Here is a 26368-nt window from a genome sequence, read left to right on the forward strand (position 1 = left end):
CTGGTGTGCTGTGAGCGTCCAGTCAGTCTTCCCCCAGCTTGAGCCCCTGCTCCCCAGGGTCTCCAAGCCCGTCCAGTACGTCGGCGGGGAGTTGAACGCGACAGTCAAGGACTGGGACAGCGCCAACGTCCGCTGGGCGCTGATGTACCCCGACGCCTACGAGGTCGGGCTGCCCAACCAGGGCGTCATGATCCTCTACGAGGTGCTCAACGAGCAGCCCGACGTGCTCGCCGAGCGCACCTACGCGGTCTGGCCGGACCTCGAGAAGCTCATGCGCGAGCACGACGTCCCCCAGTTCACCGTCGACGGCCACCGCCCCCTGGGCGCCTTCGACGTGCTCGGGGTCAGCTTCTCCACCGAGCTGGGCTACACGAACATGCTCACCGCGCTCGACCTCGCCAAGATCCCGCTGCACGCCAAGGACCGCACCGAGGACCACCCGGTCGTACTCGCGGGCGGGCACGCGTCGTTCAACCCGGAGCCGATCGCCGACTTCATCGACGCGGCCGTGCTGGGTGACGGCGAAGAGGCCGTGCTGGAGATCTCCAACATCATCCGCCAGTGGAAGGCCGAGGGCCGCCCCGGCGGCCGCGACGAGCTGCTGGTCCGCATGGCCGAGACCGGTGGTGTCTATATTCCGCGGTTCTACGACGTCAGCTACGCCGCCGACGGCGCGCTCGGGCAGGCCGTGCCCAACCGCGACCGCGTCCCCGAGACCGTCGCCAAGCGCACGACCATGGACCTCGACGCCTGGCCGTACCCGAAGCAGCCGCTGGTCCCGCTGGCCGAGAGCGTGCACGAGCGGATGAGCGTGGAGATCTTCCGCGGCTGCACCCGCGGCTGCCGCTTCTGCCAGGCGGGCATGATCACCCGCCCGGTGCGTGAGCGCTCCATCGAGGGCATCGGCGCGATGATCCAGAAGGGGCTGGAGGCCAGCGGGTTCGAGGAGGTCGGCCTGCTGTCGCTGTCCAGCGCCGACCACTCCGAGATCGGCGAGATCACCAAGCAGCTCGCCGACCGCTACGAAGGCACCAACACCGGTCTGTCGCTGCCCAGCACCCGGGTCGACGCGTTCAACATCGACCTGGCCAACGAGCTGTCGCGCAACGGCCGCCGCTCCGGCCTGACCTTCGCCCCCGAGGGCGGCAGCGAGCGCATCCGGCGCGTCATCAACAAGATGGTGTCCGAAGAGGACCTCATCAAGACGGTCAGCGCCGCCTACGCCAACGGCTGGCGGCAGGTGAAGCTGTACTTCATGTGCGGGCTGCCGACCGAGACCGACGAGGACGTCCTGCAGATCGCCGAGATGGCGAAGAACGTCATCCGCGCGGGCCGGGAAGCCAGTGGCCGCAAGGACATCCGCTGCACGATCTCCATCGGCGGGTTCGTGCCGAAGCCACACACGCCGTTCCAGTGGGCCGCCCAGTGCGACCCGGACACTGTGGACAGCCGGTTGCGCAAACTGCGCGAGGCGGTCAACTCTGATCGCGACCGCAGCCTCGGTCGCAACATCGGCATGCGCTACCACGACGGCAAGCCCAGTCTCATAGAAGGTCTGCTGTCCCGCGGCGACCGCCGCGTCGGCCGCGTCATCGAACGCGTCTGGCGCGAAGGCGGCCGCTTCGACGGCTGGAGCGAGCACTTCTCCTACGAGCGCTGGACCGGCGCGGCTGCGGCGGAGCTCGAGCCCCTCGGTGTCGACCTGGCCTGGTTCACCACGCGCGAGCGGGTGGAGGAGGAGGTCCTGCCGTGGGACCACCTCGACTCGGGCCTGGACAAGCAGTGGCTGTGGGACGACTGGATGGACGCCCTGGACGCCCGCGAACAGGACGACTGCCGCTGGACCCCCTGCTTCGACTGCGGCGTCTGCCCGGCGATGGGCACCGACATCGAGATCGGCCCGACCGGCCGCAAACTGCTGCCGATCAGCCCGGTCGGCGTCGGTTCCCCGGTGCGGAACCCCGCTCTGACGTCCTGATACTCCGGTCGCCCTGCCCCGAATCGGGGCAGGGTGACCGGCCGAAAGCGGCTATTCCGTCACCGCGGCCAGCGCGTCGACCAGGCCGTGGCCGTAGAAGCTGTTGTACGGCGCGTACCCCGAGCAGTACGCGTCCTGCCCGTCCGCACCGTCCAGGTCATAGTCGCCCGGACACGCCACCGCCCGCGCCTGCGACGTCAGCAGTCGCGTCAACGCCTGCGGTGAAGCCCCCGGATGCCGTCCCGCGATCAGCGCCGCCACGCCCGACACGTGCGGCGCCGCCATCGACGTGCCGCAGGCCCGCCCATACCCGCCGGGGACCGTCGAAAGCACGCACGCGTCGCGGTCGCCGCCCGGCGCCGTCACGTCGATCACGCCGAGCCCGTACGCGCTGTACGCCGCCTTGAGCTGGTCCGGCCCCACCGCCGACACCGCCACCACGCCGCGCAGCCCCGCGGGCAGCACCTTGCAGCCCGTGTCCAGCGTCCGCCGCTCACCGTCGGTGCCGACGGCCTGGCCGCGCGGGCGGGCGAGGTCGATGTTCTCGTTCGACGCCGCCGCCACCGACAGCACTCCGCGCCGCGTCGCGTAGTCGACCGCGCGCCGGACGGACTCGGCGACGACGCGTTCGCCGTCGCGGTCGCACGTCAGCAGCCAGGGGTCGACGAAGTAGCTGTGGTTGGCCACCGTGAAACCGTGCGTCGCAGCCCACATGAGCCCGCACACCACGGCCTCGGGGAAGACGAACCCGGAGTCGTCGACCACCTTCACCGACGCCAGCCGCACTCCGGGCGCGACGCCGGTGATGCCGTGTCCGTCGTCGGCCGCCGCGATGATTCCGGCGACGCGCGTGCCGTGCGCCGACGTGGTCGGCTCCCACTCGGCGTCGGCCTTGCCGGTGAGGCAGCCCGCCGACTTGGCCGGGTCGACCGCCTCGGCGAGGTCAGGGTGGGAGGCGTCGATCCCCGAGTCGAGGACACCCACCACCACGGAATGGCTACCCAGGGTGACCGCGCGGGCCTGGTCGGCGTGGATCATCGCCATGTCGGTCTGCTCGTCGGTCCGGTCGCCACGCTCGTGGTCGGTCACGGTCGACACGGCGGGAAGTCGCTTGGCCTTGCCGACAGCCGACTTGGCGCTGAACGCCCGGTCGCGGCCCATCAGGTCGCCGAACCGGCGGTCGCTGGACAGCACGACGCCGACACCGATCTGCGGGTAGTAGGCCACGGTGGAGCCGCACTTCGCCGAGGTCTCCGCCGCGGCGTCCTCAGCAGGCGTCCCGGGCTCGTAGAGGACGACGAACCGCACGTCAGGGCCATGTTCGCCGCACGTCACGTAGCCAGGTTCCAGCGGCACGGCGACGGCCTGCCCGGCCCAGCCGAGCAGGGTCGCGGCGACCGCGAGACCAACCACTGACGCCCTCGATCGGCGCGGCAGAGGCACTGGGCAACCTCCGTTACGGCCCGCGGCGTTCCTCGGCTGCCGCAGGTCACTCGCTGCGGACGGTAGCCACGACCGGTCCGCGAAACAACCTCGACGCTCGAATTGTCGCTGACGGTACGGTTCCACTCTGCCGGTTGAACCACATCGGCGGAGAACGCAGCCACCAGAAGGAGTAGTCCTGAGTCGCCAGGATCAGCCCAACCCCTCGGCAGCGGCGGTGCAGAAGCTGCGCCTGCGCTACGCCAAGCGGGGCAGGCTCCGCTTCACCTCGCACCGCGACGTGGCCCGCCAGTTCGAGCGCGCGCTGCGCCGGGCGGGCGTGCCGATGGCCTACTCCCAGGGGTTCAGCCCGCACCCGAAGATCTCGTGGATCGGCGCCGCGCCGACCGGCGTGGCCAGCGAGGCCGAGTACGTCGAGATCTCCGTGGTCGAGGCGGTCGACCCGGCCAAGCTGGGCGCCGCGCTCGACGCGGCGCTGCCGCCGGGGCTCGACGTGCTGGAGTCGGTGACGGCTGGGCCGGGCGGGCTCGCCGAGCGCATGGAGGCCAGCCGGTGGCGCATCGAACTCGTCGGCGTGCCCGCCGAGATCCTGCGCGACGCGGTGACCAGGCTCATGGCCACCGAGCATGTCGAGGTTGAAAGATTGACCAAGGACGGCCGCAAGCTGATCGACGCCCGACCAGCGGTTATCGCCGCTGAAGTGCTCGATTCCGCCGCCGTCGATCGCGACTCGCCGGTAGGTGTGGGTATCGACATGTCGGACGACACCCCCGCGTATGGGATACTGGTGGCGGTCGTCCGGCAGACAACACCGGCCGTTCGACCCGACGACGTACTGAGCGCGTTGCGCGTCGTCGCCGCCCTGGAACCGCCCGTGCCCGCGAAGGCGACGCGGATGGCCCAGGGACGGCTTGACGATGATGGCGTTCTGTCCGACCCGCTGGCCCTCGACAGGGCGGCGACAGCCGGATAGTCCGCCGGGAGCCGCAACGCCCTCACCGTGGTCGAACGACCTGCCGTCAACCGGCGCCGGTCCACGACCGGACCGGCCGATGGCGTAAGGCGAGGATTCCCGCCGCTTCGCGCGGTGGAACACAACTAGGCCCCTGAGCGGCCGCGTCTGCAGGGACGCGCCCGGGGGCGAAGGAGCTACATGTCGGATATGTCGAACCCTGCCGGAAGCACCGGCGGGGCTGCCACCACACCTACCCACGCCGCGCTGGCTGATCTGCCCGCCAAGGTCAGGGTGCACGCCCTGGCCAAGCTGCTCGACCTGAGCAGCAAGGACATCATCAGCGCGCTCTCGGACCTGGGCGAGGAAGTCCGCGGCGCGCAGTCCAGCGTCAGCCGCGACGTCGCCATCAAGGTCGCGGACTCCCTGATCGGCGCTTCCCCGGCCGAGGTCGTCGAAGTCGAGGTCGAAGCCGTCGTCGAGCCCGAGCCGGAGCCCGAACCCGCGCCGGTCCGCCGCACGCCGCCCACCCCGGTGTTCGCCTCCGCCTCGCCGCTGTTCCTGCCGCCGGAGCCCGTCGCGGCGCCGGTCAAGCCGGTGCGCCGCGAGGAGCCCGTTCGCGAAGAAGAGCTGGTCGAGGACGAGGCCGACGAGGCCCAGCCCGCCGCCGAGGCCCCCGCCGACGATGACGACGACGCGGGCAGCCGCCGCCGTCGCCGTGGTCGCCGTGGCCGCGGCCGGGGCAAGGGCGCCGCCGACGACGGCGACGCCGAGCCCAAGGCCGAGTCGGCCGACGAGCAGGCCGAAACCGAGGAGGCCGAGTCGGAGGAGTCCGACGACGAGCCGTCCGACGCCGCCAGCAGGCGCCGTCGCCGCCGTCGCCGCCGCAAGGGCGGGGACGAGGACGGCGAGGCCGCCTCCACCGACGACCCGCCGAACACCGTCGTGCACGTCCGGGAGGCGCGCGACGAGAAGACCGAGGCCGCCGACGCCCGCAACGAGGTGCGCAGCGTGCGCGGCTCGACCCGGCTCGAGGCCAAGCGCCAGCGCCGCCGCGACGGCCGTGAAGCCGGACGCAGGCGCGCGCCGATCCTCACCGAGGCCGAGTTCCTGGCCCGCCGCGAGGCCGTCGACCGCGCGATGATCGTGCGCGAGAACCCCGACCGCACCCAGATCGCCGTGCTCGAGGACGGCGTGCTCGTCGAGCACTTCGTCACCTCCAGCGGCACCGGCTCGCTGGTCGGCAACGTCTACCTGGGCCGCGTGCAGAACGTGCTGCCCAGCATGGAAGCCGCCTTCGTCGACATCGGCCGCGGCCGCAACGCCGTGCTCTACGCCGGTGAGGTCGACTGGGACGCCGCTGGCCTGGAGGGCAAGGCCCGCAAGATCGAGCAGGCACTGTCCACCGGCGACAGCGTGCTGGTGCAGGTCACCAAGGATCCGGTCGGGCACAAGGGCGCCCGGCTGACCACGCAGATCTCGCTGCCCGGCCGCTTCCTGGTGTACGTGCCCGGCGGCGGTGCCACCGGCATCTCCCGCAAGCTGCCCGAGAACGAGCGGCGCAGGCTCAAGGACGTCCTCAAGCGGATCGTCCCCGAGGACGCGGGCGTCATCATCCGCACCGCCTCGGAGGGCATCAGCGAGGAGGAGCTCGGCCGCGACGTGCGCCGTCTGCAGGCGCAGTGGCAGGTCATCAAGGACAAGTCCGAGGGCACCAACGGCGTCAAGAAGTCCGGCGCGCCGTCGCTGCTCTACGAGGAGCCCGACCTGCTGGTCAAGGTCGTGCGCGACCTGTTCACCGAGGACTTCTCCACGCTGGCCGTCCAGGGCGACACCGCGTGGGAGACCATCGACAACTACGTGCGCCACGTCGCGCCGGAGCTGTTGGAGCGGGTCCGCAGGCACGTCGGCCCGAAGGACGTCTTCCACGAGACCCGGGTCGACGAGCAGCTGCTCAAGGCGCTCGACCGCAAGGTCTGGCTGCCGTCGGGCGGCTACCTGATCATCGACCGCACCGAGGCGATGACGGTCATCGACGTCAACACGGGCAAGTTCACCGGCTCCGGTGGCAACCTCGAGGAGACGGTGACCAGGAACAACCTGGAGTCGGCCGAGGAGATCGTGCGCCAGCTGCGGCTGCGCGACATCGGCGGCATCATCGTCATCGACTTCATCGACATGGTGCTCGAGTCCAACCGGGACCTGGTCCTGCGCAGGCTCACCGAGTGCCTCGGCCGCGACCGCACGCGCCACCAGGTCGCCGAGGTCACCTCGCTCGGCCTGGTGCAGATGACCCGCAAGCGGGTCGGCACCGGCCTGCTCGAGGCGTTCAGCACCACATGTGAGCACTGCAAGGGCCGCGGCGTCGTCGTGGCCGCGGAGCCCGCGACCAAGTCCGCGCCCGCCCCGCAGCAGCCCGCCGCGCCGAAGGAGCACGAGCAGGGCGGCGGCCGCAGGCGCAACCGCGACCGCGGCAAGGAACAGCCCGCTGAAGAACCCCAGCGCGACGAGGTCCGCGCCGCGGTGCAGAACATCGCCAAGGCGACGGTGAAGACCGCCGAGCACGACGGCAAGCCCGTTGACGCCCCTGCCGCCGCTGAGGCGGTCGCGGGTCGGTTCGACCCCGACGGCCAGGTCGACGCCGTGGACAGCGGTCAGCCCGCGGGCAGGGGCAGGCGCGGCGCTTTCCGCCGTGGCCGGTCCGCTGAGGCGGACACCGCTCCGGCCGCCGACCTGGGTTCCCAGGTCGACGCGGGCGATGCGGCAGTCGTCAGCCCGTCCTCCGACGGCGATCGATCCGCCGACGTGGACAGCGCTCCGGTCGACGGCGGTCAGCTCGCCGACGCGGTCGATGTCGCCACGGATGCTGACAGCTCTCCAGTCGGCGAATCCGCTGATAGCGGCTCCATCGACAGCTCCGCTTCCGTGACCGAGGACACGATCGCCGCCGAGGCGTCCGAGACCGCCGCGCCCATCAAGGCCGCGCGGGTCCGCTCCCGGTCGTCCCGACGTCCGGCGGGCCCCGCGTCCGACCGGCCGGTCGAGCCGATCGTCGTGGCGCCCCGCACGGACGCCCTGGAGGCCCCGCAGGCCGCCGAGACGCCCGCCCAGCCCGTGGAACAGCCGGAACCGAGCGGCGACGGCCACGTCGACGCCCTGGCCAACGGCCACTCCGCCGAGCCCGTCCCCGCCGCGGCCGCGCCGCGCAGGCGTGCTCGCCGGGCGGCTTCGCGGCCCGCCGGTCCGCCGGTGAACCCTGGTCAGGAGGACTGATGGCCGGGATCACGTCACCGTTAGGCCACCCCGGTTTGACCTCGATTCCAACGGCCACGTAATCTGTGACGCAGCCCGCCGCTCGGTGGGCTGCGTCGTGAGAAGCCCGCCTCTGGTGAATCTCGAGGCTGTAAGGGCACCCATGACCCCCATCGTCTAGCAATGCAGGAGCCTTCCCGATGTACGCGATCGTCAAGACCGGCGGCAAGCAGTACAAGGTGGCTGTCGGCGACGTCGTCGAGGTCGAGAAGCTCGAGGGCGCGCCGGGCACCGAGCTGAGCCTCGCGGCCGTGCTCGTCGTCGACGGCACCGACGTCACCACCGACGCGGACGCCCTGGCGAAGGTTTCGGTGACCGGCAAGGTCGTCGAGCAGACCAAGGGTCCGAAGATCCGTATCCACAAGTTCAAGAACAAGACCGGCTACCACAAGCGCCAGGGTCACCGTCAGAAGCTGACCCGCGTCGAGGTCACCGGCATCAAGGTTAAGTGAGGACCTGAGCAGCCATGGCACACAAAAAAGGTGCATCCAGCTCGCGTAACGGGCGCGACTCCAACGCCCAGTACCTCGGCGTGAAGCGCTACGGCGGCCAGGTCGTCAAGTCCGGCGAGATCCTGATCCGCCAGCGCGGCACCAAGTTCCACCCCGGTGTGAACGTCGGCCGCGGCAAGGACGACACGCTGTTCGCCCTGGCCGCCGGTGCGGTCCAGTTCGGCGAGAAGCGCGGCCGCAAGACCGTGAACATCGTCCCCGTCGAGACGGCTGCCTAAGTCGTCCCGAACGCAAGACTCCGACGAGGGGTGGGCTGGATCGCATCCGGCCCACCCCTCGTCTTTTTGTTCGTTGTGAGAGGAAATTCTGGTGTCCCGATTCGTTGACCGAGTGGTCATCCACGTAGCCGCGGGCAGCGGCGGCAACGGTTGCTCGTCGGTGCACAAGGAGAAGTTCAAGCCTCTCGGCGGGCCGGACGGCGGCAACGGCGGCAACGGCGGCGACGTCGTCCTCGTCGTCGACAGCAACGTCCACACGCTGCTCGACTTCCACTTCCGCCCGCACGCCGACGCGGGCAGCGGCAAACAGGGCCAAGGCTCCAACCGCGACGGCGCGACCGGCGAGACGGTCGAGTGGAAGGTGCCAGACGGCACCGTAGTGCTCACCCCGGACGGCGAGATCGTCGCCGACCTCACCGGCCACGGCACCCGCTTCGTCGCCGCCCAGGGCGGCCGCGGCGGCCTCGGCAACGCCGCGCTGGCCTCCAAGGCCCGCCGCGCACCCGGCTTCGCCCTGCTCGGCGAGCCGGGGGAGACCCGCGACCTGGTCCTGGAGCTGCGCTCCGTCGCCGACGCGGGCCTGCTCGGCTTCCCGTCGGCGGGCAAGTCGTCGCTGATCTCGGTCATGTCCTCGGCCAAGCCCAAGATCGCCGACTACCCCTTCACGACCCTGGTCCCCAACCTCGGCGTCGTCACGGCGGGGGAGTCGATCTACACCATCGCCGACGTCCCCGGCCTCATCCCGGGCGCCAGCCAGGGCAAGGGCCTCGGCCTGGACTTCCTGCGCCACATCGAGCGCTGCTCGGTGCTCGTCCACGTGATCGACTGCGCGACCTACGAGGCCGACCGCGACCCGATCTCCGACATCGACGCCCTCGAGCAGGAACTCGCCCTCTACACCCCGGCCCTCGGCGGCACCCTCGCCGACCGTCCCCGCATCGTGGTGCTGAACAAGATCGACGTCCCCGAGGCCCGCGAACTGGCCGAGCTGGTCCGGCCGGACATCGAGGCCCGCGGCCTGCCGGTGTTCGAGGTCTCGACCGCCTCCCGCGAGGGCCTGCGCGAGCTGAGCTTCGCCCTGGCCAAGGTCATCGAGGAAGACCGCGCCAGCAAGCCCGCCCCTGAGCCCACCCGCGTCGTCCTGCGCCCGACTGCCGTCGACGACGCCGGTTTCAAGGTCGAGCCCGACCCGGACGAAGAGGGCGGCTTCATCATCCACGGCGAGCGCCCCCAGCGCTGGGTCCGCCAGACCGACTTCGCCAACACCGAGGCCATCGGCTACCTGGGCGACCGCCTGGCCCGCCTGGGCGTCGAGGAAGCACTGGCCAAGGCAGGCGCCCGCCCCGGCTGCCCGGTGACCATCGGAAACATCACCTTCGACTGGGAACCGTCCACCCCGGCAGGCGTCGCGGTGATGATGCACGGCCGAGGCAGCGACCCCCGCCTCGACCAGGCCGAACGCATCGGCGCCGCCGAACGCAAGGCCGCCAAACTCGCCCGCCGCGACCCCTCCGCGGACCCCGAGTCCGAAGAGGGCGACGAGTGACCCCCCAGCCGCGCCTTCCCGCGGTCGGCAGCTCGGCCGCCCCGACAGGTCCCGCGAACAGTGAACCGGCCGACCCGGCACTTGCTGCAGGCGGCCCCGTCAACCCGCTCGTTCCCGGGGTCGGCGGCCCGGCCCTTGCCGCGAATGGCGCCACCCCGTTGCGGTCGTCCACGCGGGAAGCGGTGGCGTCGGCGCGGCTTGTCGTGGTGAAGGTTGGGTCGTCGTCGCTGACGACTGCTGAGGGTGGCCTCGATCCGGCTCGCCTTGACGCGTTGGTTGATGCGGTCGCGGCTCGTCGGGCGGCGGGGAGCCAGGTTGTGCTCGTGTCGTCCGGTGCCATCGCCGCTGGGCTGGCGCCGCTGGGCATCCCGCGTCGTCCGCGTGATCTCGCAACCCAGCAGGCGGCGGCGAGCGTGGGCCAACTCGTGCTCGGCCACGCCTACGTGGCGTCGTTCGCCCGCTACTCGCTCACGGTCGGCCAAGTCCTCCTCACCGCGGACGACGTCGTCCGCCGGTCCCACTACCGCAACGCGCAGCGCACCCTGTCGCGGCTGATCGCGCTGGGTGTTGTGCCCGTCGTCAACGAGAACGACACGGTGGCCACCGAGGAGATCCGCTTCGGCGACAACGACCGCCTCGCCGCCCTTGTCGCCCACCTCATCGGCGCGGACGCCCTCATCCTGCTGTCCGACGTGGACGCCCTCTATGACGGCGACCCGCGCCGCGGCGCCGCCCGTCGCATCGACGAGGTCGCCGACCAGTCCGATGTGGACGGCGTCGATGCCGGTTCGGTGGGTGCCTCCGGCCTGGGAACCGGTGGCATGGCGTCGAAACTCGCCGCCGCGCGCCTCGCGTCGGCCGCGGGCGTGCCGGTGCTGCTGGCGTCGGCGGCCCAGGCACCCCAGGCCCTGACGTCAGCATCGGTCGGCACGGCGTTCGCCTCCGGTGGCCGCCGCCTGTCCGCACGCCGCTTCTGGCTGGCCTACGCCGCCGAGGCCGCAGGCAGGCTCACCCTCGACGACGGTGCCGTCGCCGCGGTGGTCGTCCGCCGCCGCTCCCTCCTCGCCGCAGGCATCACCTCGATCACCGGCGACTTCGAGGCGGGTGACGTCGTGGAACTGGCCGACCTGGCAGGCAAGGTCATCGCCCGCGGTGTGGTCGCCTTCGACGCCGCCGAGCTGCCGAGCCTCATCGGTCGCTCCAGCCACCACCTCCCCAACGACCAGCGCCGCGAGGTAGTCCACGCCGACGACCTGGTCCCACTCCACCACTGACGCCCGCTGGAGACCGAGCGGCGTCGCTGTGGCAGCGTCCGGTGCCGGGTGACCGTATTCGGTTGTCTATCTGCTCGTACGGCATTCCTCCTTCGGCTACGTGCGAGTGCCCACCGCGAACACGAGGGGCCAGGTGATCGTCAGGCGGCCGCGGTCGGCGCGGGCGGCCAAGTCGGCCAGCCACTCGTCGGCCTCGGTTTGGGTGCAGGCCTCGGCCTTCAGGGCGGCCTTGGCCATGTTGCCCAGCGCGGGCAACAGCGCCGCGTGGTCAGTCAGGACTTCCGTGTGGACCTGCAGCGACACCTCAGCGAAGCCCGCGTGGTCTGGCACTCGCTGCCGGGCGAGCGTCACCGCGTCCGGGTCGACGTCCACCCCGATCGGCCGGTAGCCGAGTTCGGCGAGTTCCGCCGCCGCGTGTCCCGCGCCGCAGCCGACGTCCACGATGGTGGCTCCGGGTGGGGCGTCGAGCAGGGCGTACGACCGTTGTCGGGTCTCGCGCATGCCGGTGCGCGCTTCGAGTCGGTCGTAGTAGGCGGCGCGTTCGGTGATCGTCACCGGGTCACCATGGCACCGGTCAGTTCGTCGTCGCCAATGCGAACGGCATCACCCCTTCCGCGCCCGCGTCGCGCAGCATCGCGGCGGCGACGGTCATCGTCCAGCCGGTGTCGACGCGGTCGTCGATCACCAGCACTGGACCCTCCACTTCGGACACCCGAGCCGCCAGGGTGTCCGAGACCTGGAGCGAGCCCCACAACTGGGCCAGCCGGTGTGCGCTGTTGGCCCGCGGCGCTCGTTCGCCTGTCGAGATCTCGCCGAGCAGTGGGAGACGTCCGATCTGGGCGATGCGGGAACCGAAGCTCGACACGAGCGCGTGCCTGCTGCCGGACGCGATCGTCACCACGCCCACCGGCCGGCGCGCCCAGTCCCAGGCGGCGAGCACCTTCACGCAGGCGTCGAACACGTCGTCGGGGATCGGGGCGTCCGGCGCGGCGAACACCTCGCGCAACCGGTTGCCCCAGCCGATGTCGGTGAGCCTGCCGAGGGCGCGGCCGGTCTCGGCGCACTGCTCGGGCTTGATCTTCCCCGAGAGTCGAACGCCCAAAGTGGACATCCCGGTCGGCCACTGCTTCTTGGGCGGCAGATCGACCCCCGGCCTGCGCAGCCGCTCGCGCGCCGCCTCGACACCGGCCCCAGAGACCTCGTCGCTCCACCGCTCGCCCGTGCAGTTGTCGCACCGGCCGCACGGCGCCGCGTGTGGATCGTCGAGTTGGCGGAGCAGGAACTCCATGCGGCAGCCCGCGGTCTCCTGGTACTCCTCGATGGCCCGCTGCTCGGCGTCCCGCGCCGTCGCGATGCGGGCGTAGCGCTCGGCGTCGTACTCCCACGCCTGGCCCGTCGACTCCCAGCCGCCGCGGACCCTCCGGACCGCCCCGTCGACGTCGAGCACCTTGAGCACCATCTCCAACCGGCCTCGGGCCAGGTCGACGAGTGGTTCGAGCCGTTGCGTCGACAGGGCCTGGCCCGCGGAATCGAGCGCGGACAGCACTTCCCGCACCACCCGCTCCGGCGGGAACGCCAGCGACGCGAAGTACGACCAGATGTCCCGGTCTTCCCGCCCAGGCAGCAGCACAACGTCCGCTCGCTTGACGCCACGTCCCGCTCGGCCGATCTGTTGGTAGTACGAGATCGGCGACTGCGGCGCGCCGACGTGGACCACGAAACCCAAGTCCGGCTTGTCGAAGCCCATGCCCAGCGCTGACGTCGCCACCAGCGCCTTCACCCGGTTGTTCAGCAAGTCGTCCTCGGCTTGGAGCCGATCGGCCTGCTCTGTCTTGCCCGTGTACGCCGCGACCTCGAACCCGCGTTCCCGCAGGAACGCCGCCAGTTCCTCCGCCGCCGCCACGGTCAGCGTGTAGATGATCCCGGAGCCGGTGAACCGGTCGAGGTTCTCCGCGATCCACGCCAGCCGCGCCTGCGCTGTCGGCAGCCGGAGGACACCCAGCCGCAAGCTCTCCCGGTCGAGGGCGCCGCGCAACACCATCGAGTCGTCGGTGAGCGCGAGTTGCTGCGCCACATCGCGGACGACCCGGTCGTTGGCTGTCGCCGTCGTCGCGAGAACGGGAACCCCTGCGGGCAGTTCGGCGATGAGTGTGCGCAGACGCCGGTAGTCGGGCCGGAAGTCGTGGCCCCAGTCGGAGATGCAGTGCGCCTCATCGACCACCAGCAGGCCAGCCGACGCCGTCAGCTTCGGCAGCACCGTGTCGCGGAAATCGGGGTTGTTGAGCCGTTCCGGGCTCACCAACAGCACATCCACCGAGCCGTCGGCCACGGCCTCGTGCACCGCGTCCCACTCATCCAGGTTGGCCGAGTTGATCGTCGCCGCGTGCACCCCCGCCCGGGCCGCGGCGTCGACCTGGTTGCGCATCAACGCCAGCAAGGGGGACACGATCACCGTCGGACCCTCGCCCAGCGAGCGCAGCAACGCCGTCGCGACGAAGTACACCGCCGACTTGCCCCACCCGGTCCGCTGCACGACCAGCGCCCGGCCGCGGTCGGCGACCAGGCCGCGGATGGCGGTCCATTGGTCGTCACGCAGTCGGGCGTCCGGTCCCGCGAGCGCCCGCAGGCGCTCTTCGGCCGTTGTTCGCAGTGCTTCTTCGTCCACACTGTCTTGCTTACAGCATCGGCGCGCGGCGGGCGAAAAGTTGTCCACAGGCTCAGCGTGCGAGCTTGACCTGAAGTTCGTCGTAGGAGATCGCCGTGGACGTGGGCCGGCCGCCGTCGCGTGCGGACTCCGCGACCGCCAATGCCGAGGCCAACGCGTGCCGGTAGAGAGCCGATCCGGTGCTCACCCTGGTCACGCCCGCCGGGATTTCCGGCTGCCACAAGATATTCAACGGCAGCCGGATCGCCTCGACCACGACCGCGACGTCGGCCGCCGAGGTCATGCCTGGAACGAACACCCCGGACGCGCCCGCGTCCCGATAGACAGCCAGCCGGCGAACCGTCTCATCAATTCCGCCATAGCCGAGCCAATACGTGTCGGTCCGCGCGTTGATGAACAACCCGGGCGCCGCCGCCGCGACAGCGCTGACGATCGCCGCCTGCGCCTCGGCCGTGCGGTGACCGTCCTCCAAGTTGATCCCCGCCACCCCTAGCTCCACCAACTCGACCGCCAACTCGGCGACAGCCCGCGGATCGTCGGAGTAGCCGCCCTCAAGATCGACCGTGAGCGGGACAGAAAGCCTGCCGGACAGGGCCCGCGCCAAGGCCATCGTCAATTCAGGGGAGTCGTTCGAGCCGTCGGGCACCCCAGCGGCGGCCGTCACGCCCAGGCTCGTCGTCCCGATCGCGGGGAAGCCCGCGTCGGCCAGCAGCAGCGCCGACGCGACGTCCCAGGCGTTGGGGAGCACGAAGCGGCCTCGGTGCAGTTCGGCGAAGGTCATCGGGTCACCATCAGCCGGGTCGGCATCCGCAGATTGGGACGGGATTCGTACGTCACCGGACCCACCACCCGCACGCCGTCCAACGCGTCCAGGACGCCCTGTGCGAGCGCGAGGGCCAACTCGACCCCCGGACACCCGTGCTTGCCCGCACCGAACGTGCCGACGGCCGCCAGCGACACCCATTGGCCGTCCCGCTGCGTCGAGTGAACCGGCAGGTCGAGCACTCCCTTGTCGAGATCACCCGCGACTATCGCCGCCGAGATAAGCGCGGCGGTCGCGTCCCGCGCCTGGAACAGCACGCTGACGGCTGGCAGACCACCCGCGAGCGCCATCAGAGCGCGCGCGGGCTCGTCCGCGCGTGTCGCGCACAGCTCGTCGGTGAGGTGCACCGCCGAGTCAGCGATCCCCATAGCCGCCGCGAGGACCGCCACCGGGACGCTCGTCGCGATCGGCATGACGTCGAACGTCGGACCGTCGATCATCGCCGAAGCCCGCGCGGCCGCCCGCGTCCGCAGGCCGTCGACCTGCGGAAACGCGGCGACCACGGCGGCGCGTCGGGCCGCGTGCTCCGGTCCGTCGGTGAACCGCGCCATCTGGCCGACCAACCCGGTCGGCCCGGCCACACTTCCGGTGTCCAGGATCATGCACTCGACGGTAGGGGCCGATCCGTTCGGTCGGCGCCGAACCGTCAGACCCGCACGATCACCTGGTCGAGGTCCTTGCGCACCAGGTCGGGCACCATCGCGTCCGGCGCGGGGTAGCCCACCGGGATGACCGCGAACGCCTTCTCGTTGCGCGGCCTGCCCAGCACCTCCGACAGGAACCGCATCGGACTCGGAGTGTGCGTAAGCGCGGCCAGCCCAGACAGGTGCAGCGCCGTCAGCAGCATCCCGACCGCGATCCCCACCGACTCGTCGACGTAGTAATGCTTGTGCTGCTCGTCGCCGTCGAGGTAGTAGCGCTGCTCGAACACGACGATCAGGTACGGCGCGTCGGTCAGGTGCGGTTTGTGCATGTCAGTGCCCAGAGGGCGCAGGGCAGACAGCCACTGGTCGCCCAGTCTGCCCTCGTACGAGATGCGCTCTTCTTCTTCGGCGGCCTCGCGGATCCGCGCGCGGACCTCCGGGTCGGTGACGAGCACGAACGTCCACGGCTGCTGATGAGCGCCGGACGGCGCGGTCGCGGCCACCGCGATGGCGTCGAGGACGACCTGTTCGGGGACCGGTTCGGACGAGAACGCGCGGACGGTCCGCCGCTGGTCCATCTTCGCCCGCAGCGCGGCGGCGGTGCGCAGCGAGTCCTCGGCGCTGACCCGCACCGGCCGGTACGGAACCGGCGTGTACGGCTGATCGTGTATCGGAGCCCAAGCCATGGCCCGAGTGTCGCCGACTGCCGGTGTCCCAGGTCATACGGAATTGCCATCTGTTCGGCGTCATGGACCGATCGGCACAGCGTTCTCCCTCCGCACGGCCGCCGCAGGGGAGCGGGTCGCGCCCGGTCGGGAACCCCCCCAAGCCCAACCGGTCCCCACAGGAGTGTGTGGGCGGTGTCCTCGCCCCCCCGGAGACACCGCCCACACATCCGTCCCTCGCCGCGGCCGCCACGTACCCTGATCAGCTATGTCACGTCGAATCGGGATCATGGGCGGCACCTTCGACCCCGTCCACCACGGACACCTGGTCGCGGCCAGCGAGGTGCAGTCCCGGTTCGCGCTCGACGAAGTGATCTTCGTCCCAACCGGCCAGCCGTGGCAGAAGAGCGACCGCGAGGTCAGCGCCGCCGAGGACCGCTATCTGATGACGGTCGTGGCCACCGCGTCCAACCCCCGGTTCTCGGTCAGCCGGGTCGACATCGACCGCCAAGGCGCCACGTTCACCGTCGACACGCTGCGTGACCTGCGTGCGCGGTACCCCGAGGACGAGCTGTTCTTCATCACCGGCGCCGACGCCATGCAGCAGATCCTCTCCTGGCGGCAGGCCGACGAGCTGTTCAAGCTCGCCCACTTCGTCGGCGTCACCCGACCGGGCTACCACCTGGAAGACGCCCACCTGCCGGAAGGCTCCGTCAGCCTGATCGAGGTGCCCGCGATGGCCATCTCCTCGACCGACTGCCGCGCGCGGGTGGCCGCCGGTGAACCGGTCTGGTACCTCGTCCCCGACGGCGTCGTGCAGTACATCTCGAAACGCGGGCTCTATCTGGCGGAAGGCTGACCTGGCACCCAGGTACCCTCGACGGGTTGCATTAGGTGTTCGACCCTGAGGAGAGATGTGGCAGCCACGCCGAACGCGCGCGAATTGGCACTGGTCGCGGCCAACGCGGCCGCGGACAAGAAGGCCAGCGACGTGATCGTGCTGGACGTCTCCGACCAGCTGGTGATCACCGACTGCTTCGTCATCGCATCGGCCGCCAACGAGCGGCAGGTCGGCGCGATCGTGGAGAACGTCGAGGAGAAGATGCGGGAGGCGGGCACCAAGCCGGTGCGCCGCGAAGGCGCCCGGGAGGGCCGCTGGGTCCTGCTCGACTTCGTCGACGTCGTCGTCCACATCCAGCACACCGAGGAGCGCGTCTTCTACGGTCTCGAGCGGCTGTGGAAGGACTGCCCCCGCATCGAGTTCGACGCCGCGCCCCCGGTCGACGAGGACGTCGCCACGTGAGTCTGCGGACTCTCGTGCTGTGGCGGCACGGAGAGACCGACTACAACGCCTCGGGCCGGATGCAGGGACACCTCGACTCGTACCTGACCGACGTGGGGTGGAACCAGGCGCGCTTTGCCGTCCCCGCGCTGGCCCGGTTCTCCCCGGACCTGATCGTCGCCTCCGACCTCCGCCGCGCGACGGACACCGCCACAGTGTTCAGTGAGGCCATGGGCGTCCCTCTGCGCATCGATAAGCGCCTGCGTGAGACGAACCTGGGCGTGTGGCAGGGCAAGACCAGCGCCGAGGTCGACGAGGGCTGGCCTGGCATGCGCGCTCAGTGGCAGATAGACGCGACGCTGGCGCCGCCGTCGGGGGAGACCAGGGTCGAGGTGGCCGCGCGTGCCGCCGAGGTGGTCGCCGACCTCGACACGGGCTCCGAGGAGACCGCTGTCCTGTGTGCCCACGGCGGCCTGATCACGGCGCTGACCGGGCGATTGCTGGACCTGCCCGTGACGAACTGGTCGCAGCTCGGTGGGATCTCCAACTGCCACTGGACCGTCCTGGCCCGGCGGGAGTCCAGCGGGCTCAACTGGCGGTTGATCGCCTACAACGCGGGCATCACCGGCTGATGCCCACGGTGCTGATGTTCGGCGACTCGCTGTGCTTCCACGGACCGGACGGCCCGCACCCGGCTGATGACCCGCGGTTGTGGCCCAACGTCGCCGCAGCGGCCGTCGAGGGGCAGACGGAGCTGTTCGCCGGGTTCGGCTGGACCGCCCGCGATGCCTATTGGTCACTCACCGGTGACCCTCGGGTGTGGACGCAACTGCCTCGCGCCGACGTGTTGGTCCTGGCTGTCGGCGGGATGGACACCCTGCCGTCGCCGCTGCCGACGTACCTCCGGCAGGGCATCCGCTATCTGCGACCGGACGGCCTGCGTCGTCATGTGCGCAAGGGCTACCTGGCGGCTCAGCCGTGGCTCGCGCGGATCACCCGTGGTCGGCCGGTGGCGTTGCCCGCCGCGCTGACGGTCAAGTATCTGGACGCGACGGTGGTGGCCATCCGGGCGCTGCGGCCGGACATCCCGGTGATCGCGACGCTGCCCGCCGTGCACCGGTCGAGCGCGTACGGGTTTGTGCACACCGCGCGCGCGGGCGCCGAGCGCGCCATCCGCGAGTGGGCAGCGCGGTCCGAGGTCAGCCTGCTGGACCTGCGGGAGGTCGTGGAGCGGCACGTCCTCGACGGACACGGCAACCCGGACGGCATCCACTGGGGCTGGGACGGCCACTCGGACGCGGGCAAGGCGTTGGGCGCGTTGATCAGGTCGGTGAAAGTCGGGCCATGACCCCGGCGTGGTCGTAGGTTCGACGGGGTCGGGCCGGATAGGCTCCGGTGTCGTGCCGTTCGCTGTAGTCACCGATTCGACCGCGTACCTGCCGGAGGGCTTCGCCGAGCGGCACGCGGTCCGGGTCGTGCCGCTGCTTGTGCACATCGATGACCGCGAAGGCCGCGACGGGATCGATATCGGTCCCGCCGAACTGGCCGCGGCGCTCAAGGAGCGGCGCACCGTCACCACCTCGCGGCCGAGTCCCGCCGAGTTCGCCGCGACCTACCGGGAACTGCTCGACGCCGGGGCGTCCGGGGTGCTGTCCGTCCACCTTTCGAGGGAATTGTCGGGGACGTGGGAGTCCGCGCGGCTGGCTGCTGAGGAAGTAGGGCCGGACCGGGTGCGGGTGGTCGACTCGCGGACGACGGCGATGGGTCTCGGGTTCGCCGCGCTTCGGGCGGCGGCGGTCGCGGCTGAGGGCGCTGACGGGGCCGAGGTCGAGGCGGCCGCGGTGGAGGCAGCCGAGCGGACCAAGAGCTTCCTGATCGTGGAGACCTTGGAGTACCTGCGCCGGGGCGGGCGGATCGGGGCCGCGGCGGCACTGGTGGGGACCGCGCTGGCGGTCAAGCCGATCCTGCACGTGCTGGACGGGCAGATCGTGCCATTGGAGAAGGTCCGCACGACCAGCCGGGCGCTGGCGCGGCTGGTCGACTTGGCGGTCGAGGCGGCGGGGGACCAGCCGGTCGAGCTGGCCGTGCACCACCTCGCTTCGCCGGACCGGGCCGCGGAACTGGCCAACCGGCTCGACGAGCGGATTCCGCAGTCCTCTGGCTGCGTCGTGTCGGAACTGGGTGCGGTGATCGGCGCGCACACCGGGCCGGGTGTGCTCAGCGTCGTGGTGTGCCCGGGCAAGCTCTAAACCTCGCGCGAACCCCTGACATTCCACGGCCTTGCCCGCCGCGTCTGTCCACATGCCCCGAATTCATCCACAGATCTGACGGGTCCCTCGCCACGACGAATCCGGCTCCCTAGCGTCGAATGCATGACATCCACACGCACCGAGCAGATCGACGAAGCACTCGCCCGCCTGGCGTCGGCGACGAAACGCCCGTGGGACAGCGAAGAAGCGCCCAAGCACCGGCTCGACGAGCCACCCGGCCGACGCTTCTTGGGCCGGTGGCTCAGATCCCGTGACGACCAGGACACGCCGCCGAGTTGGCGCACCTTGGTCCTCGCCCGGCCCGCGCTCCTGATCGGCACCGCCGTGGTGGCGGTGCTCATCGGGGTGTGGGTGCTCGCGGGCGGCCACGCACCGCCGCCGGAGGTCCCGCCTGAGATCCCGGTGGCGGCGACGAGTGCCGCGACGGCGCCCGGTGTGGTCGTGGAGGTCGTCGGGAAGGTGGCCTCGCCAGGGCTGTTCACCTTGCCTGAAGGCTCCCGGGTCGCCGACGCGCTGCGCGCGGGCGGCGGGGCGTTGCCGGGCACGGACTTGTCGTCGCTGAACCTTGCCCGTCGGGTGGCCGACGGCGAGCAGATCCACGTCGGCGTGCCGATACCGCCCGCGGTGGCGGCCCAAGGCGTCATCCCCGGGCCGATGGACCTGAACACGGCCTCCTTGATCCAACTCGACACGCTGCCGGGCGTGGGATCCGTTACCGCCCAACGGATCATCGAGTGGCGGTCGAGACACGGCCGGTTCGCAAAGATCGACCAGTTGAAGGAGGTGGAGGGCATTGGCCAATCGAGATTCGAGACCTTGCGTGAGCTGGTGACCGTCAGATAGCCCACCGGTGCACTCGTCAGCGACCACTCGTCCGTTCACTCGACACGATGGGAGGCTGATACCAGGAGCGGTCGCTCTGTGGCTGGCCGCACTGCTGGGCCTGCTTGTCCACTGGGGACTGACACTCGTGATCGGTGCCGCCGCGGTCGGTATCGCGCTCGTGATGATGGTCAGAGTCCCTGCTCGCAAGCCTGGCTCGGCCTGGCCGCTGCTGGCCTGCGGGGTGCTGGCACTCTGGCCGGTCGGGTCCCGGATCCACGACGCGGCGACCGATCCGCTGCGGGAAGCCGCCGCCCGCGGCGCGGTCGTGGAGTGGCGGGCCGAGATCCGGGAGCGGCCGAGACCGGTGCGCAGTGCCGGGTTCGGCGGGATGCCCGCCGGGGTCGGGTCGGTGGTCATGACCGCCGAGGTCGGTGCCGGGTCGGACGTGCTGCTGATCGCCCCCGTCGACCAGTGGTCACGCCTGCTGCCCGGTCAGGTGGTCAGCGTCAGAGGGACGCTCGCGCCCGCGACGTCGGGGGAGTTGGTCGTCGCCCTCGTCCGGGTGCGGGACCCGCCGCGGGCCGTCGGGCCACCGCCGGCGTGGGAGTCGGTCGCTGACTCGCTGCGGAAGGGGTTGCGGAAGGCGTCGGGTGTCCTGGACCCGGAGTCCGCCGGACTGCTCCCCGCGGTGGTCGTCGGCGACAAGGACGGCCTGTCGCCGACGGTGGTGGACGAGTTCCGGGCCGGTGGGTTGTCGCACCTGCTGGCGGTCAGCGGCGCGAACCTGACTGTGGTTTGCGTGGCGATCCTGTTGCTGTTGCGGCTCCTTCGGTTCGGGGCGCGGTCGGCGGCGGCGGGTGCCATGGCCGGGCTGGTCGGGTTCGTGGTGCTGGCGGGACCGGAGCCGAGCGTGCTCCGCGCCGGGGTGATGGGTGCCGTCGGCCTGCTCGCGTTGGCGATCGGGCGGGAGCGGTCGGCGGTACCCGCGCTCGGCACGGCCACGATCGTGCTCGTCACGGTCGACCCGGGGATGGCCACGGCGCTCGGGTTCGTGCTGTCGGTGCTGGCGACCGGGGCTTTGGTGCTCCTGGTGCCGCGGTGGGCGGACGCGCTCACCCGGCGCCGGGTGCCTCGGGGTGTGGCGGAGGCGCTCGCGGTGCCCGCGGCGGCGTATGTGATCACGGCTCCGGTCGTGGCGGGTGTGCACGGGCAGCTCAGCTTGGTCGCCATCCTGGCGAACCTGGTCGCCGCACCCGTCGTGGCACCGGCCACGGTGCTGGGCGTGCTGGCCGCGGTCGTGATGCCGGTGTGGCCGTGGTTGGCGGAGCTGCTGGTCAGGCTGGCGGGGCCGGAGCTCGACTGGGTGATCGCGGTGGGCCGGTTCGCCGCGGACGTCCCCGGCGCGACGGTCGGCTGGCCGGACGGCTGGTGGGGTGGGCTCCTGCTGGCGGCGCTGGTCGGCGGGGTGGCGCTGGCGTGGCGGTCGCGGCGCGGCCGGTCGCTGGTCACGCTGGGGCTGGTGGCGGTGCTGGTCGTGGTGATCCCGGTCCGAGTCCTCGCCCCGGGGTGGCCGCCGCCGGGCTGGGCCGTTGTCGCCTGCGATGTCGGTCAGGGCGACGCCGTCGTCCTCGCCACGGCGGAACCCGGGCGTGCCGTGGTGGTCGACGTGGGGCCGGAGGCCGGACCGGTGGACGACTGCCTCGACCGGCTCGGCGTCGACCGGGTGCCGGCGGTGATCCTCAGCCACCTGCACGCCGACCATGTCGGCGGCTTGGCCGGTGTGCTCGGCGGCCGGTCCGTGGGCGCTGTGGCCGTCGGCGCAGGCCGTGCGCCGGAGTGGGCCTGGCGGCAGGTCCGTCGTGCGGCGGCCGGCGCCGGGGTGCCGGTGACCGAGCTGAATGCGGGCAAACGTTTGAGCTGGCCCGGTCTGGACATCGAAGTCTTGGCCGCCAATGGAAAGGAGAGAACCGACGACGAGAGCGGAAGCGCGATCAACAACACCTCACTGGTGCTGCGAGCCGCCACGCGTGCCGGGCGGGTGCTGTTGACCGGCGACATCGAACTGGCCGCCCAAGCCGACCTGCTCGCGTCCGATGTGGACGTCTCGGCGGACGTGGTGAAGGTGCCGCACCACGGCTCGCGGACGACGTCCCCGCAGTTCCTTGACGCGGTGGGTGCCAGGGTCGCGTTGGTCAGTGTCGGGGCGGGCAACCGCTACGGCCACCCGAGTCCGCGGACGGTGACAGCGTTGCGGGACAAGGGAACCCGGATCGTCCGCACCGACACCGACGGCGACAGCGCGGTCTTACCCGGCCCGACAGCCCGCTCGCGCGGTTCGCCGGGCAAGCGGTAGGCGGGTGCGGCTCTGGGGGATCGAGGGCGGTCGATCCCCCAGAGGGCGCGGCTACCTGCCCTTGCGGGCCAACGCTTCGTGCACCGCGGCGGCGGACGGCGGGACGGTGGCGAGGGGGCCGACGTGGTCCTGGACGGCGTCCAGGGTCTTGAGGCCGTCGCCGGTGATGAGCAGGACGGTCTCGGCGTCGCGGTCTAGCTGGCCGGACTCGAAGAGCTTCTTCGCGGTGGCGACGGTGACCCCGCCCGCGGTCTCGGCGAAGATGCCCTCGGTGCGGGCCAGCAGGCGGATGCCCTCGACGACCTCGGCGTCGGTGACGTCCTCGACGGCGCCACCGGTGCGGCGGACCGCGTCGAGGACGTAGGGGCCGTCGGCGGGGGCGCCGATGGCCAGAGAGCGGGCGATGGTGTCGGGCTTGACCGGGGCGATCACGTCGCTGCCCGCCTTGAAGGCGGTGGAGACGGGGGAGCAGCCGGTGGCCTGGGCGCCGAAGATCTTGTACGGGGTGGCCTCGACCAGGCCGAGCTCACCGAACTCGCGGAAGGCCTTGTCCACCTTGGTCAGCTGCGAGCCGGAGGCGACGGGGATGACGACCTGCTCGGGCAGGCGCCAGCCGAGCTGCTCGGCGACCTCGTAGCCCAGGGTCTTCGAGCCCTCGGCGTAGTACGGGCGGACGTTGACGTTGACGAACGCCCAGTCCTCGTGCTCGGCGGCGAGCTCGGTGGCGAGGCGGTTGACGTCGTCGTAGTTGCCGTCGATCGCGATCAGCGAGCCGTCGTAGACGGCGGACGTGAGGATCTTGGCTTTTTCGAGAGAGGAGGGGACCAGCACAACTGAATCCCAGCCCGCGCGGGCGGCGGCCGCGGCAACGGCGTTGGCCAGGTTGCCGGTCGAGGGGCACGCCAGCACCTTGAAGCCGAGCTGGCGGGCGGCGGCCAGGGCGACGGCGACGACGCGGTCCTTGAAGGAGTGCGTCGGGTTGCCGGTGTCGTCCTTGACCCACAGCGAGCGCACGCCGAGAGCTGCGGCGAGGCGGTCGGCCTTGACCAGGCGGGTCAGGCCGGGGTCGGTGTTCGGGTGGGCGTCGACGTCGGCCGGGACGGGCAGCAGGCCGCGGTAGCGCCAGATGGATCGGGGTCCCGCTTCGATGTCAGCCCGGGTGATGTTGCCGAACTCGTAGGCGACTTCGAGCGGGCCGAAACACTCGGCACAGGCGAATTCCGGGGCGAGAGGCGTCTGGTGACCGCATTCGCGACAGGACAGGGCGCGAGCCGGTCCGAGGTCGAGCGCGGTGGAACGCTGGGCGTCAACTGTCGATGTCATCGCGAGGTATCTCCTCATCTGTCCCGCGAGCGGGTCGGAATTGGCACCGTGATCGCACACATGTCCTGGTGATCAAGACATGTGCTCACGCCGGTTGCCGGGGCTTCGTCGGGCCGTTCCCTCTGCCCCTCTGGATGAGCGGTATTAAGTTGTGTCGCCGACGCTACGGCACCGTGTCCGCCGGGAGCCAGCGCGTGTCCAGTATCCGAGAGGGCTTGCGCGCCCGTGGACGTGGCAGGATCTCTGGACGTGAACTCCCCCGCGGTCACCCCGCCCCCGTTGCAGCTCGTGCTCGGGGAGGAGGAACTGCTGGTCGAACGCGCCGTGCGGGCCGCGCTCGACACGGCACGCCTCGCTGACGCCACCGCCGACCTGACGCGGGTGCGCGTGGCTGATCTCACAGGGCCTGAGCTGGCAGAGCTGGTCTCGCCGTCGCTGTTCGCCGAGGCGCGGGTGATCGTTCTGGACGCCACGCACGACGCGACGCAGGACATCGTGGCGCCGGTCGTCGGCTACACGAAGGCGCCGTCGGACGGCATCGTGCTCGTCGTCGTGCACAACGGCGGCGGGCGCAAGGCGGGCAAGGACATCGTCGCCGCGATGCGCAAGGGCGGAGCGGTCGTCACCGAGTGCGCGAAGATCACCAAGCCCGCCGAGCGCGAGGCGTTCGTGCGCAACGAGATCCGCCGGGCGGGCGGCAAGACCGACCCGGCGGCCGTCGCCGCGCTGATCGACTCGGTCGGGTCGGACCTGCGGGAGCTGGCGGCCGCCTCGGCGCAGTTGGTCGCCGACGCCGCGGGTGCGGTGACCGAGGAAGCGGTCCGGCGCTACCACCGGGGGCGGGCGGACGTGACCGGGTTCGCGGTCGCGGAGAAGGCCGTCACCGGGGATGTCGCCGGGGCGCTGGAGGCGCTGCGCTGGGCGATGCAGACCGGGGTCGCGCACGTGCTCGTCGCCGACGCGCTGGCCGACGCGGTGCGGACGGTGGCGCGGGTCGCGGGCGCTGGCCGGGCCGATCCGTTCCGGCTGGCCGGGGAACTGGGCATGCCCGCGTGGAAGGTCAAGAAGGCGCTGGCGCAGAGCCGGGGGTGGAAGCCCGCGGGGCTGGCCGAGGCGATGCGGGTGGTCGCCGACGTCAACGCCGACGTCAAGGGTGTCGCCGCCGATCCCGACTACGCCCTTGAGCGGGCGGTGCTAAAGATCGCCAAGGCACACCGCCGGGAGTGACAGACCCGGTGGCGAGTGATTGACCCCACTCGCGGACCCGCCCTAACCTACTTTTGAGTAGGCAAGGGTGAGGGGGTCGCATGTCCGTCGAGGGTCAGCACACGGTGAAGGTCGAACACCGAGGCGGCAAGGGTTTCCTCAGCCGGGTGATCTACGCGCTGACGCGGACGTTCGTCTATCCGACGCTGCGCTTCTGGCCGCTGCGTGGGCCGATGGTGGTCGCCTACCCGCTGGTCGACTTGTTCTGCAGGCTCATCCCGCGGCCGAGGTACGTCACGATCGAGCGGATCTCGACGCCGGAGGTGCGCGGGGAACTCATGCGCCCCAAGCAAGGCGTCGAGGGCGAGGGCGCCGTTCTCTACATGCACGGCGGGGCGTTCCTGTTCTGCGGCTTGGCCAGCCACCGCCGGATCGCGGCCAGGATCGCGGCGCTGACGGGGATGACCGTGCTGTCGGTGGATTACCGCCACCTGCCGAAGTCGCCACTCGCCGACTCGCTCGACGACTGTGTGGCGGCCTACCGCTGGCTGCTCGCCGAGGGGGTCGGGCCGATCGTGCTGTCGGGGGACTCGGCGGGCGGGCACCTGTCGTTCGCCACCGCGCTGCGGGCGGACCTCGACGGCCTGCCGAAGCCGGTGGGCATCGCGGCGATCTCCCCGTGGCTCGACTTCGATGACACCGCGCGCCTCGCGCACCCCAACCGGTCACGCGACCCGTTCATCCCGGCCAAGCGGCTGCCCGCGCTGACCGCGTTGAGCCTGCCGGGGGAGGTGCCGATCGACCCGCTGCGCTCGCCGATCAACGGGGTGCTTGCCGACCTCCCGCCGTGCCTGATCCAGGTCGCCGCCACGGAGGTCCTGCGCAGCGACGCGGAGCGGATGACCGAACGGCTGGCCGCGGCCGGGGTACCGGTCGAGCTGCAGGTCTGGGAGGGGCAGGTGCACGCGTTCCCGGTGCTGGCGGGGTTCATGCCGCAGAGCACGGAGGCGGTGGCCGAGGTGGTCGCCTTCACCCGGGAGATGGTCGCCCGCGCGGCGGGCCAGTCCGCCGCCTGAG

Annotated in this window: 23 protein-coding genes and 1 riboswitch; of the genes, 16 read left to right on the forward strand and 7 right to left on the reverse strand. The window is 71.3% G+C overall.

Annotation, left to right across the window (positions count from 1 at the left end; translation table 11 throughout):
- The first annotated feature begins 10 nt into the window (after nucleotides 1–10).
- On the forward strand, nucleotides 11–1978 hold the full coding sequence (locus ACSHT8_RS31615; RefSeq protein ID WP_436495214.1) for a TIGR03960 family B12-binding radical SAM protein: 1968 nt from the start codon (nucleotides 11–13) through the stop codon (nucleotides 1976–1978).
- Between the two features lie 51 nt (nucleotides 1979–2029).
- Here the strand turns inward: ACSHT8_RS31615 and ACSHT8_RS31620 are convergent, their stop codons facing one another.
- Complete coding sequence (locus ACSHT8_RS31620) at nucleotides 2030–3391, reverse strand: S8 family peptidase (protein WP_436495216.1); 1362 nt, start codon at nucleotides 3389–3391, stop codon at nucleotides 2030–2032.
- 247 nt (nucleotides 3392–3638) lie between these two features.
- Between ACSHT8_RS31620 and ACSHT8_RS31625 the strand changes: the two genes are divergently transcribed.
- The 6 genes from ACSHT8_RS31625 to proB all read left to right on the forward strand — a co-directional run bounded on the left by ACSHT8_RS31625 (nucleotide 3639) and on the right by proB (nucleotide 11235).
- Nucleotides 3639–4394, forward strand: coding sequence for a TIGR03936 family radical SAM-associated protein (locus ACSHT8_RS31625; RefSeq protein ID WP_436495218.1), 756 nt, complete (start codon nucleotides 3639–3641; stop codon nucleotides 4392–4394).
- A gap of 180 nt (nucleotides 4395–4574) precedes the next feature.
- Complete coding sequence (locus ACSHT8_RS31630) at nucleotides 4575–7646, forward strand: translation initiation factor IF-2 N-terminal domain-containing protein (protein WP_436495220.1); 3072 nt, start codon at nucleotides 4575–4577, stop codon at nucleotides 7644–7646.
- Between the two features lie 179 nt (nucleotides 7647–7825).
- Nucleotides 7826–8137, forward strand: coding sequence for a 50S ribosomal protein L21 (gene rplU / locus ACSHT8_RS31635; protein WP_436495222.1), 312 nt, complete (start codon nucleotides 7826–7828; stop codon nucleotides 8135–8137).
- 14 nt (nucleotides 8138–8151) lie between these two features.
- The gene (rpmA, locus tag ACSHT8_RS31640; RefSeq protein ID WP_436495224.1) at nucleotides 8152–8415 is read left to right on the forward strand and encodes a 50S ribosomal protein L27; all 264 of its coding nucleotides are present in this window, start codon (nucleotides 8152–8154) and stop codon (nucleotides 8413–8415) included.
- An 88-nt stretch (nucleotides 8416–8503) separates the two neighbouring features.
- Nucleotides 8504–9961 (forward strand): GTPase ObgE, encoded by a 1458-nt coding sequence (gene obgE, locus ACSHT8_RS31645; RefSeq protein WP_436502234.1) that lies wholly within the window; start codon nucleotides 8504–8506, stop codon nucleotides 9959–9961.
- Between the two features lie 158 nt (nucleotides 9962–10119).
- Nucleotides 10120–11235, forward strand: coding sequence for a glutamate 5-kinase (proB, locus tag ACSHT8_RS31650; RefSeq protein WP_436502235.1), 1116 nt, complete (start codon nucleotides 10120–10122; stop codon nucleotides 11233–11235).
- 96 nt (nucleotides 11236–11331) lie between these two features.
- Here proB and ACSHT8_RS31655 read toward each other — a convergent pair whose 3' ends face one another.
- From ACSHT8_RS31655 to ACSHT8_RS31675, 5 genes are read right to left on the reverse strand one after another with little or no spacing between them, the layout of a single operon-like run.
- Nucleotides 11332–11790, reverse strand: a complete 459-nt coding sequence (locus ACSHT8_RS31655) for a class I SAM-dependent methyltransferase (RefSeq protein WP_436495226.1) — start codon at nucleotides 11788–11790, stop codon at nucleotides 11332–11334.
- 19 nt (nucleotides 11791–11809) lie between these two features.
- Entirely contained in the window at nucleotides 11810–13900 is a 2091-nt protein-coding gene (locus ACSHT8_RS31660) for a RecQ family ATP-dependent DNA helicase (protein ID WP_436495228.1), read from the reverse strand.
- Nucleotides 13901–13952: 52 nt separating this feature from the next.
- Nucleotides 13953–14681: an isocitrate lyase/PEP mutase family protein gene (locus tag ACSHT8_RS31665; protein WP_436495230.1), complete on the reverse strand. Its 729-nt coding sequence runs from the start codon at nucleotides 14679–14681 to the stop codon at nucleotides 13953–13955.
- The gene (locus ACSHT8_RS31670; RefSeq protein ID WP_436495232.1) at nucleotides 14678–15325 is read right to left on the reverse strand and encodes a hypothetical protein; all 648 of its coding nucleotides are present in this window, start codon (nucleotides 15323–15325) and stop codon (nucleotides 14678–14680) included. Before ACSHT8_RS31670 ends, ACSHT8_RS31665 begins: the two co-directional genes overlap by 4 nt.
- A 44-nt stretch (nucleotides 15326–15369) precedes the next feature.
- The gene (locus ACSHT8_RS31675; protein WP_436495233.1) at nucleotides 15370–16053 is read right to left on the reverse strand and encodes a nitroreductase family protein; all 684 of its coding nucleotides are present in this window, start codon (nucleotides 16051–16053) and stop codon (nucleotides 15370–15372) included.
- A 247-nt stretch (nucleotides 16054–16300) separates the two neighbouring features.
- On the opposite strand from ACSHT8_RS31675, the gene nadD reads away from it, so the two are divergent.
- The 7 genes from nadD to ACSHT8_RS31710 all read left to right on the forward strand — a co-directional run bounded on the left by nadD (nucleotide 16301) and on the right by ACSHT8_RS31710 (nucleotide 22762).
- Nucleotides 16301–16891, forward strand: coding sequence for a nicotinate-nucleotide adenylyltransferase (nadD, locus tag ACSHT8_RS31680; RefSeq protein ID WP_436495235.1), 591 nt, complete (start codon nucleotides 16301–16303; stop codon nucleotides 16889–16891).
- A 57-nt stretch (nucleotides 16892–16948) separates the two neighbouring features.
- Nucleotides 16949–17335: a ribosome silencing factor gene (rsfS, locus tag ACSHT8_RS31685; RefSeq protein WP_436495237.1), complete on the forward strand. Its 387-nt coding sequence runs from the start codon at nucleotides 16949–16951 to the stop codon at nucleotides 17333–17335.
- Entirely contained in the window at nucleotides 17332–17946 is a 615-nt protein-coding gene (locus tag ACSHT8_RS31690; RefSeq protein ID WP_436495239.1) for a histidine phosphatase family protein, read from the forward strand. The genes rsfS and ACSHT8_RS31690 overlap by 4 nt, the downstream gene beginning before the upstream one ends.
- On the forward strand, nucleotides 17946–18662 hold the full coding sequence (gene octT / locus ACSHT8_RS31695) for a diglucosylglycerate octanoyltransferase (RefSeq protein WP_436495241.1): 717 nt from the start codon (nucleotides 17946–17948) through the stop codon (nucleotides 18660–18662). The genes ACSHT8_RS31690 and octT overlap by 1 nt, the downstream gene beginning before the upstream one ends.
- Before the next feature lie 52 nt (nucleotides 18663–18714).
- Nucleotides 18715–19563: a DegV family protein gene (locus ACSHT8_RS31700; RefSeq protein WP_436495243.1), complete on the forward strand. Its 849-nt coding sequence runs from the start codon at nucleotides 18715–18717 to the stop codon at nucleotides 19561–19563.
- A 123-nt stretch (nucleotides 19564–19686) separates the two neighbouring features.
- On the forward strand, nucleotides 19687–20427 hold the full coding sequence (locus ACSHT8_RS31705; protein WP_436495245.1) for a ComEA family DNA-binding protein: 741 nt from the start codon (nucleotides 19687–19689) through the stop codon (nucleotides 20425–20427).
- A gap of 163 nt (nucleotides 20428–20590) precedes the next feature.
- Nucleotides 20591–22762 (forward strand): ComEC/Rec2 family competence protein, encoded by a 2172-nt coding sequence (locus tag ACSHT8_RS31710; RefSeq protein WP_436495247.1) that lies wholly within the window; start codon nucleotides 20591–20593, stop codon nucleotides 22760–22762.
- A gap of 51 nt (nucleotides 22763–22813) precedes the next feature.
- Here ACSHT8_RS31710 and thrC read toward each other — a convergent pair whose 3' ends face one another.
- Nucleotides 22814–24085: a threonine synthase gene (gene thrC, locus ACSHT8_RS31715; protein ID WP_436495249.1), complete on the reverse strand. Its 1272-nt coding sequence runs from the start codon at nucleotides 24083–24085 to the stop codon at nucleotides 22814–22816.
- Between the two features lie 11 nt (nucleotides 24086–24096).
- Nucleotides 24097–24226: riboswitch (SAM riboswitch) on the reverse strand.
- Between the two features lie 108 nt (nucleotides 24227–24334).
- On the opposite strand from thrC, the gene holA reads away from it, so the two are divergent.
- Both holA and ACSHT8_RS31725 read left to right on the forward strand, forming a co-directional pair.
- Entirely contained in the window at nucleotides 24335–25312 is a 978-nt protein-coding gene (holA, locus tag ACSHT8_RS31720) for a DNA polymerase III subunit delta (RefSeq protein WP_436495251.1), read from the forward strand.
- 80 nt (nucleotides 25313–25392) lie between these two features.
- Nucleotides 25393–26367: an alpha/beta hydrolase gene (locus ACSHT8_RS31725; RefSeq protein ID WP_436495253.1), complete on the forward strand. Its 975-nt coding sequence runs from the start codon at nucleotides 25393–25395 to the stop codon at nucleotides 26365–26367.
- Nucleotide 26368 lies beyond the last annotated feature (1 nt).

Source organism: Actinokineospora sp. HUAS TT18, assembly GCF_051364635.1.
Classification (GTDB): Bacteria; Actinomycetota; Actinomycetes; order Mycobacteriales; family Pseudonocardiaceae; genus Actinokineospora.

Bases quoted from the DNA above. Each gene is read 5' to 3' on its own strand.
- ACSHT8_RS31670 (WP_436495232.1), bottom strand. From the start codon at position 15,325: ATGATCCTGGACACCGGAAGTGTGGCCGGGCCGACCGGGTTGGTCGGC.
- ACSHT8_RS31710 (WP_436495247.1), top strand. From the start codon at position 20,591: ATGATGGTCAGAGTCCCTGCTCGCAAGCCTGGCTCGGCCTGGCCGCTG.
- thrC (WP_436495249.1), bottom strand. From the start codon at position 24,085: ATGACATCGACAGTTGACGCCCAGCGTTCCACCGCGCTCGACCTCGGA.
- rpmA (WP_436495224.1), top strand. From the start codon at position 8,152: ATGGCACACAAAAAAGGTGCATCCAGCTCGCGTAACGGGCGCGACTCC.
- ACSHT8_RS31725 (WP_436495253.1), top strand. From the start codon at position 25,393: ATGTCCGTCGAGGGTCAGCACACGGTGAAGGTCGAACACCGAGGCGGC.
- nadD (WP_436495235.1), top strand. From the start codon at position 16,301: ATGTCACGTCGAATCGGGATCATGGGCGGCACCTTCGACCCCGTCCAC.
- ACSHT8_RS31675 (WP_436495233.1), bottom strand. From the start codon at position 16,053: ATGGCTTGGGCTCCGATACACGATCAGCCGTACACGCCGGTTCCGTAC.
- ACSHT8_RS31665 (WP_436495230.1), bottom strand. From the start codon at position 14,681: ATGACCTTCGCCGAACTGCACCGAGGCCGCTTCGTGCTCCCCAACGCC.
- ACSHT8_RS31630 (WP_436495220.1), top strand. From the start codon at position 4,575: ATGTCGGATATGTCGAACCCTGCCGGAAGCACCGGCGGGGCTGCCACC.
- rplU (WP_436495222.1), top strand. From the start codon at position 7,826: ATGTACGCGATCGTCAAGACCGGCGGCAAGCAGTACAAGGTGGCTGTC.
- ACSHT8_RS31705 (WP_436495245.1), top strand. From the start codon at position 19,687: ATGACATCCACACGCACCGAGCAGATCGACGAAGCACTCGCCCGCCTG.
- octT (WP_436495241.1), top strand. From the start codon at position 17,946: ATGCCCACGGTGCTGATGTTCGGCGACTCGCTGTGCTTCCACGGACCG.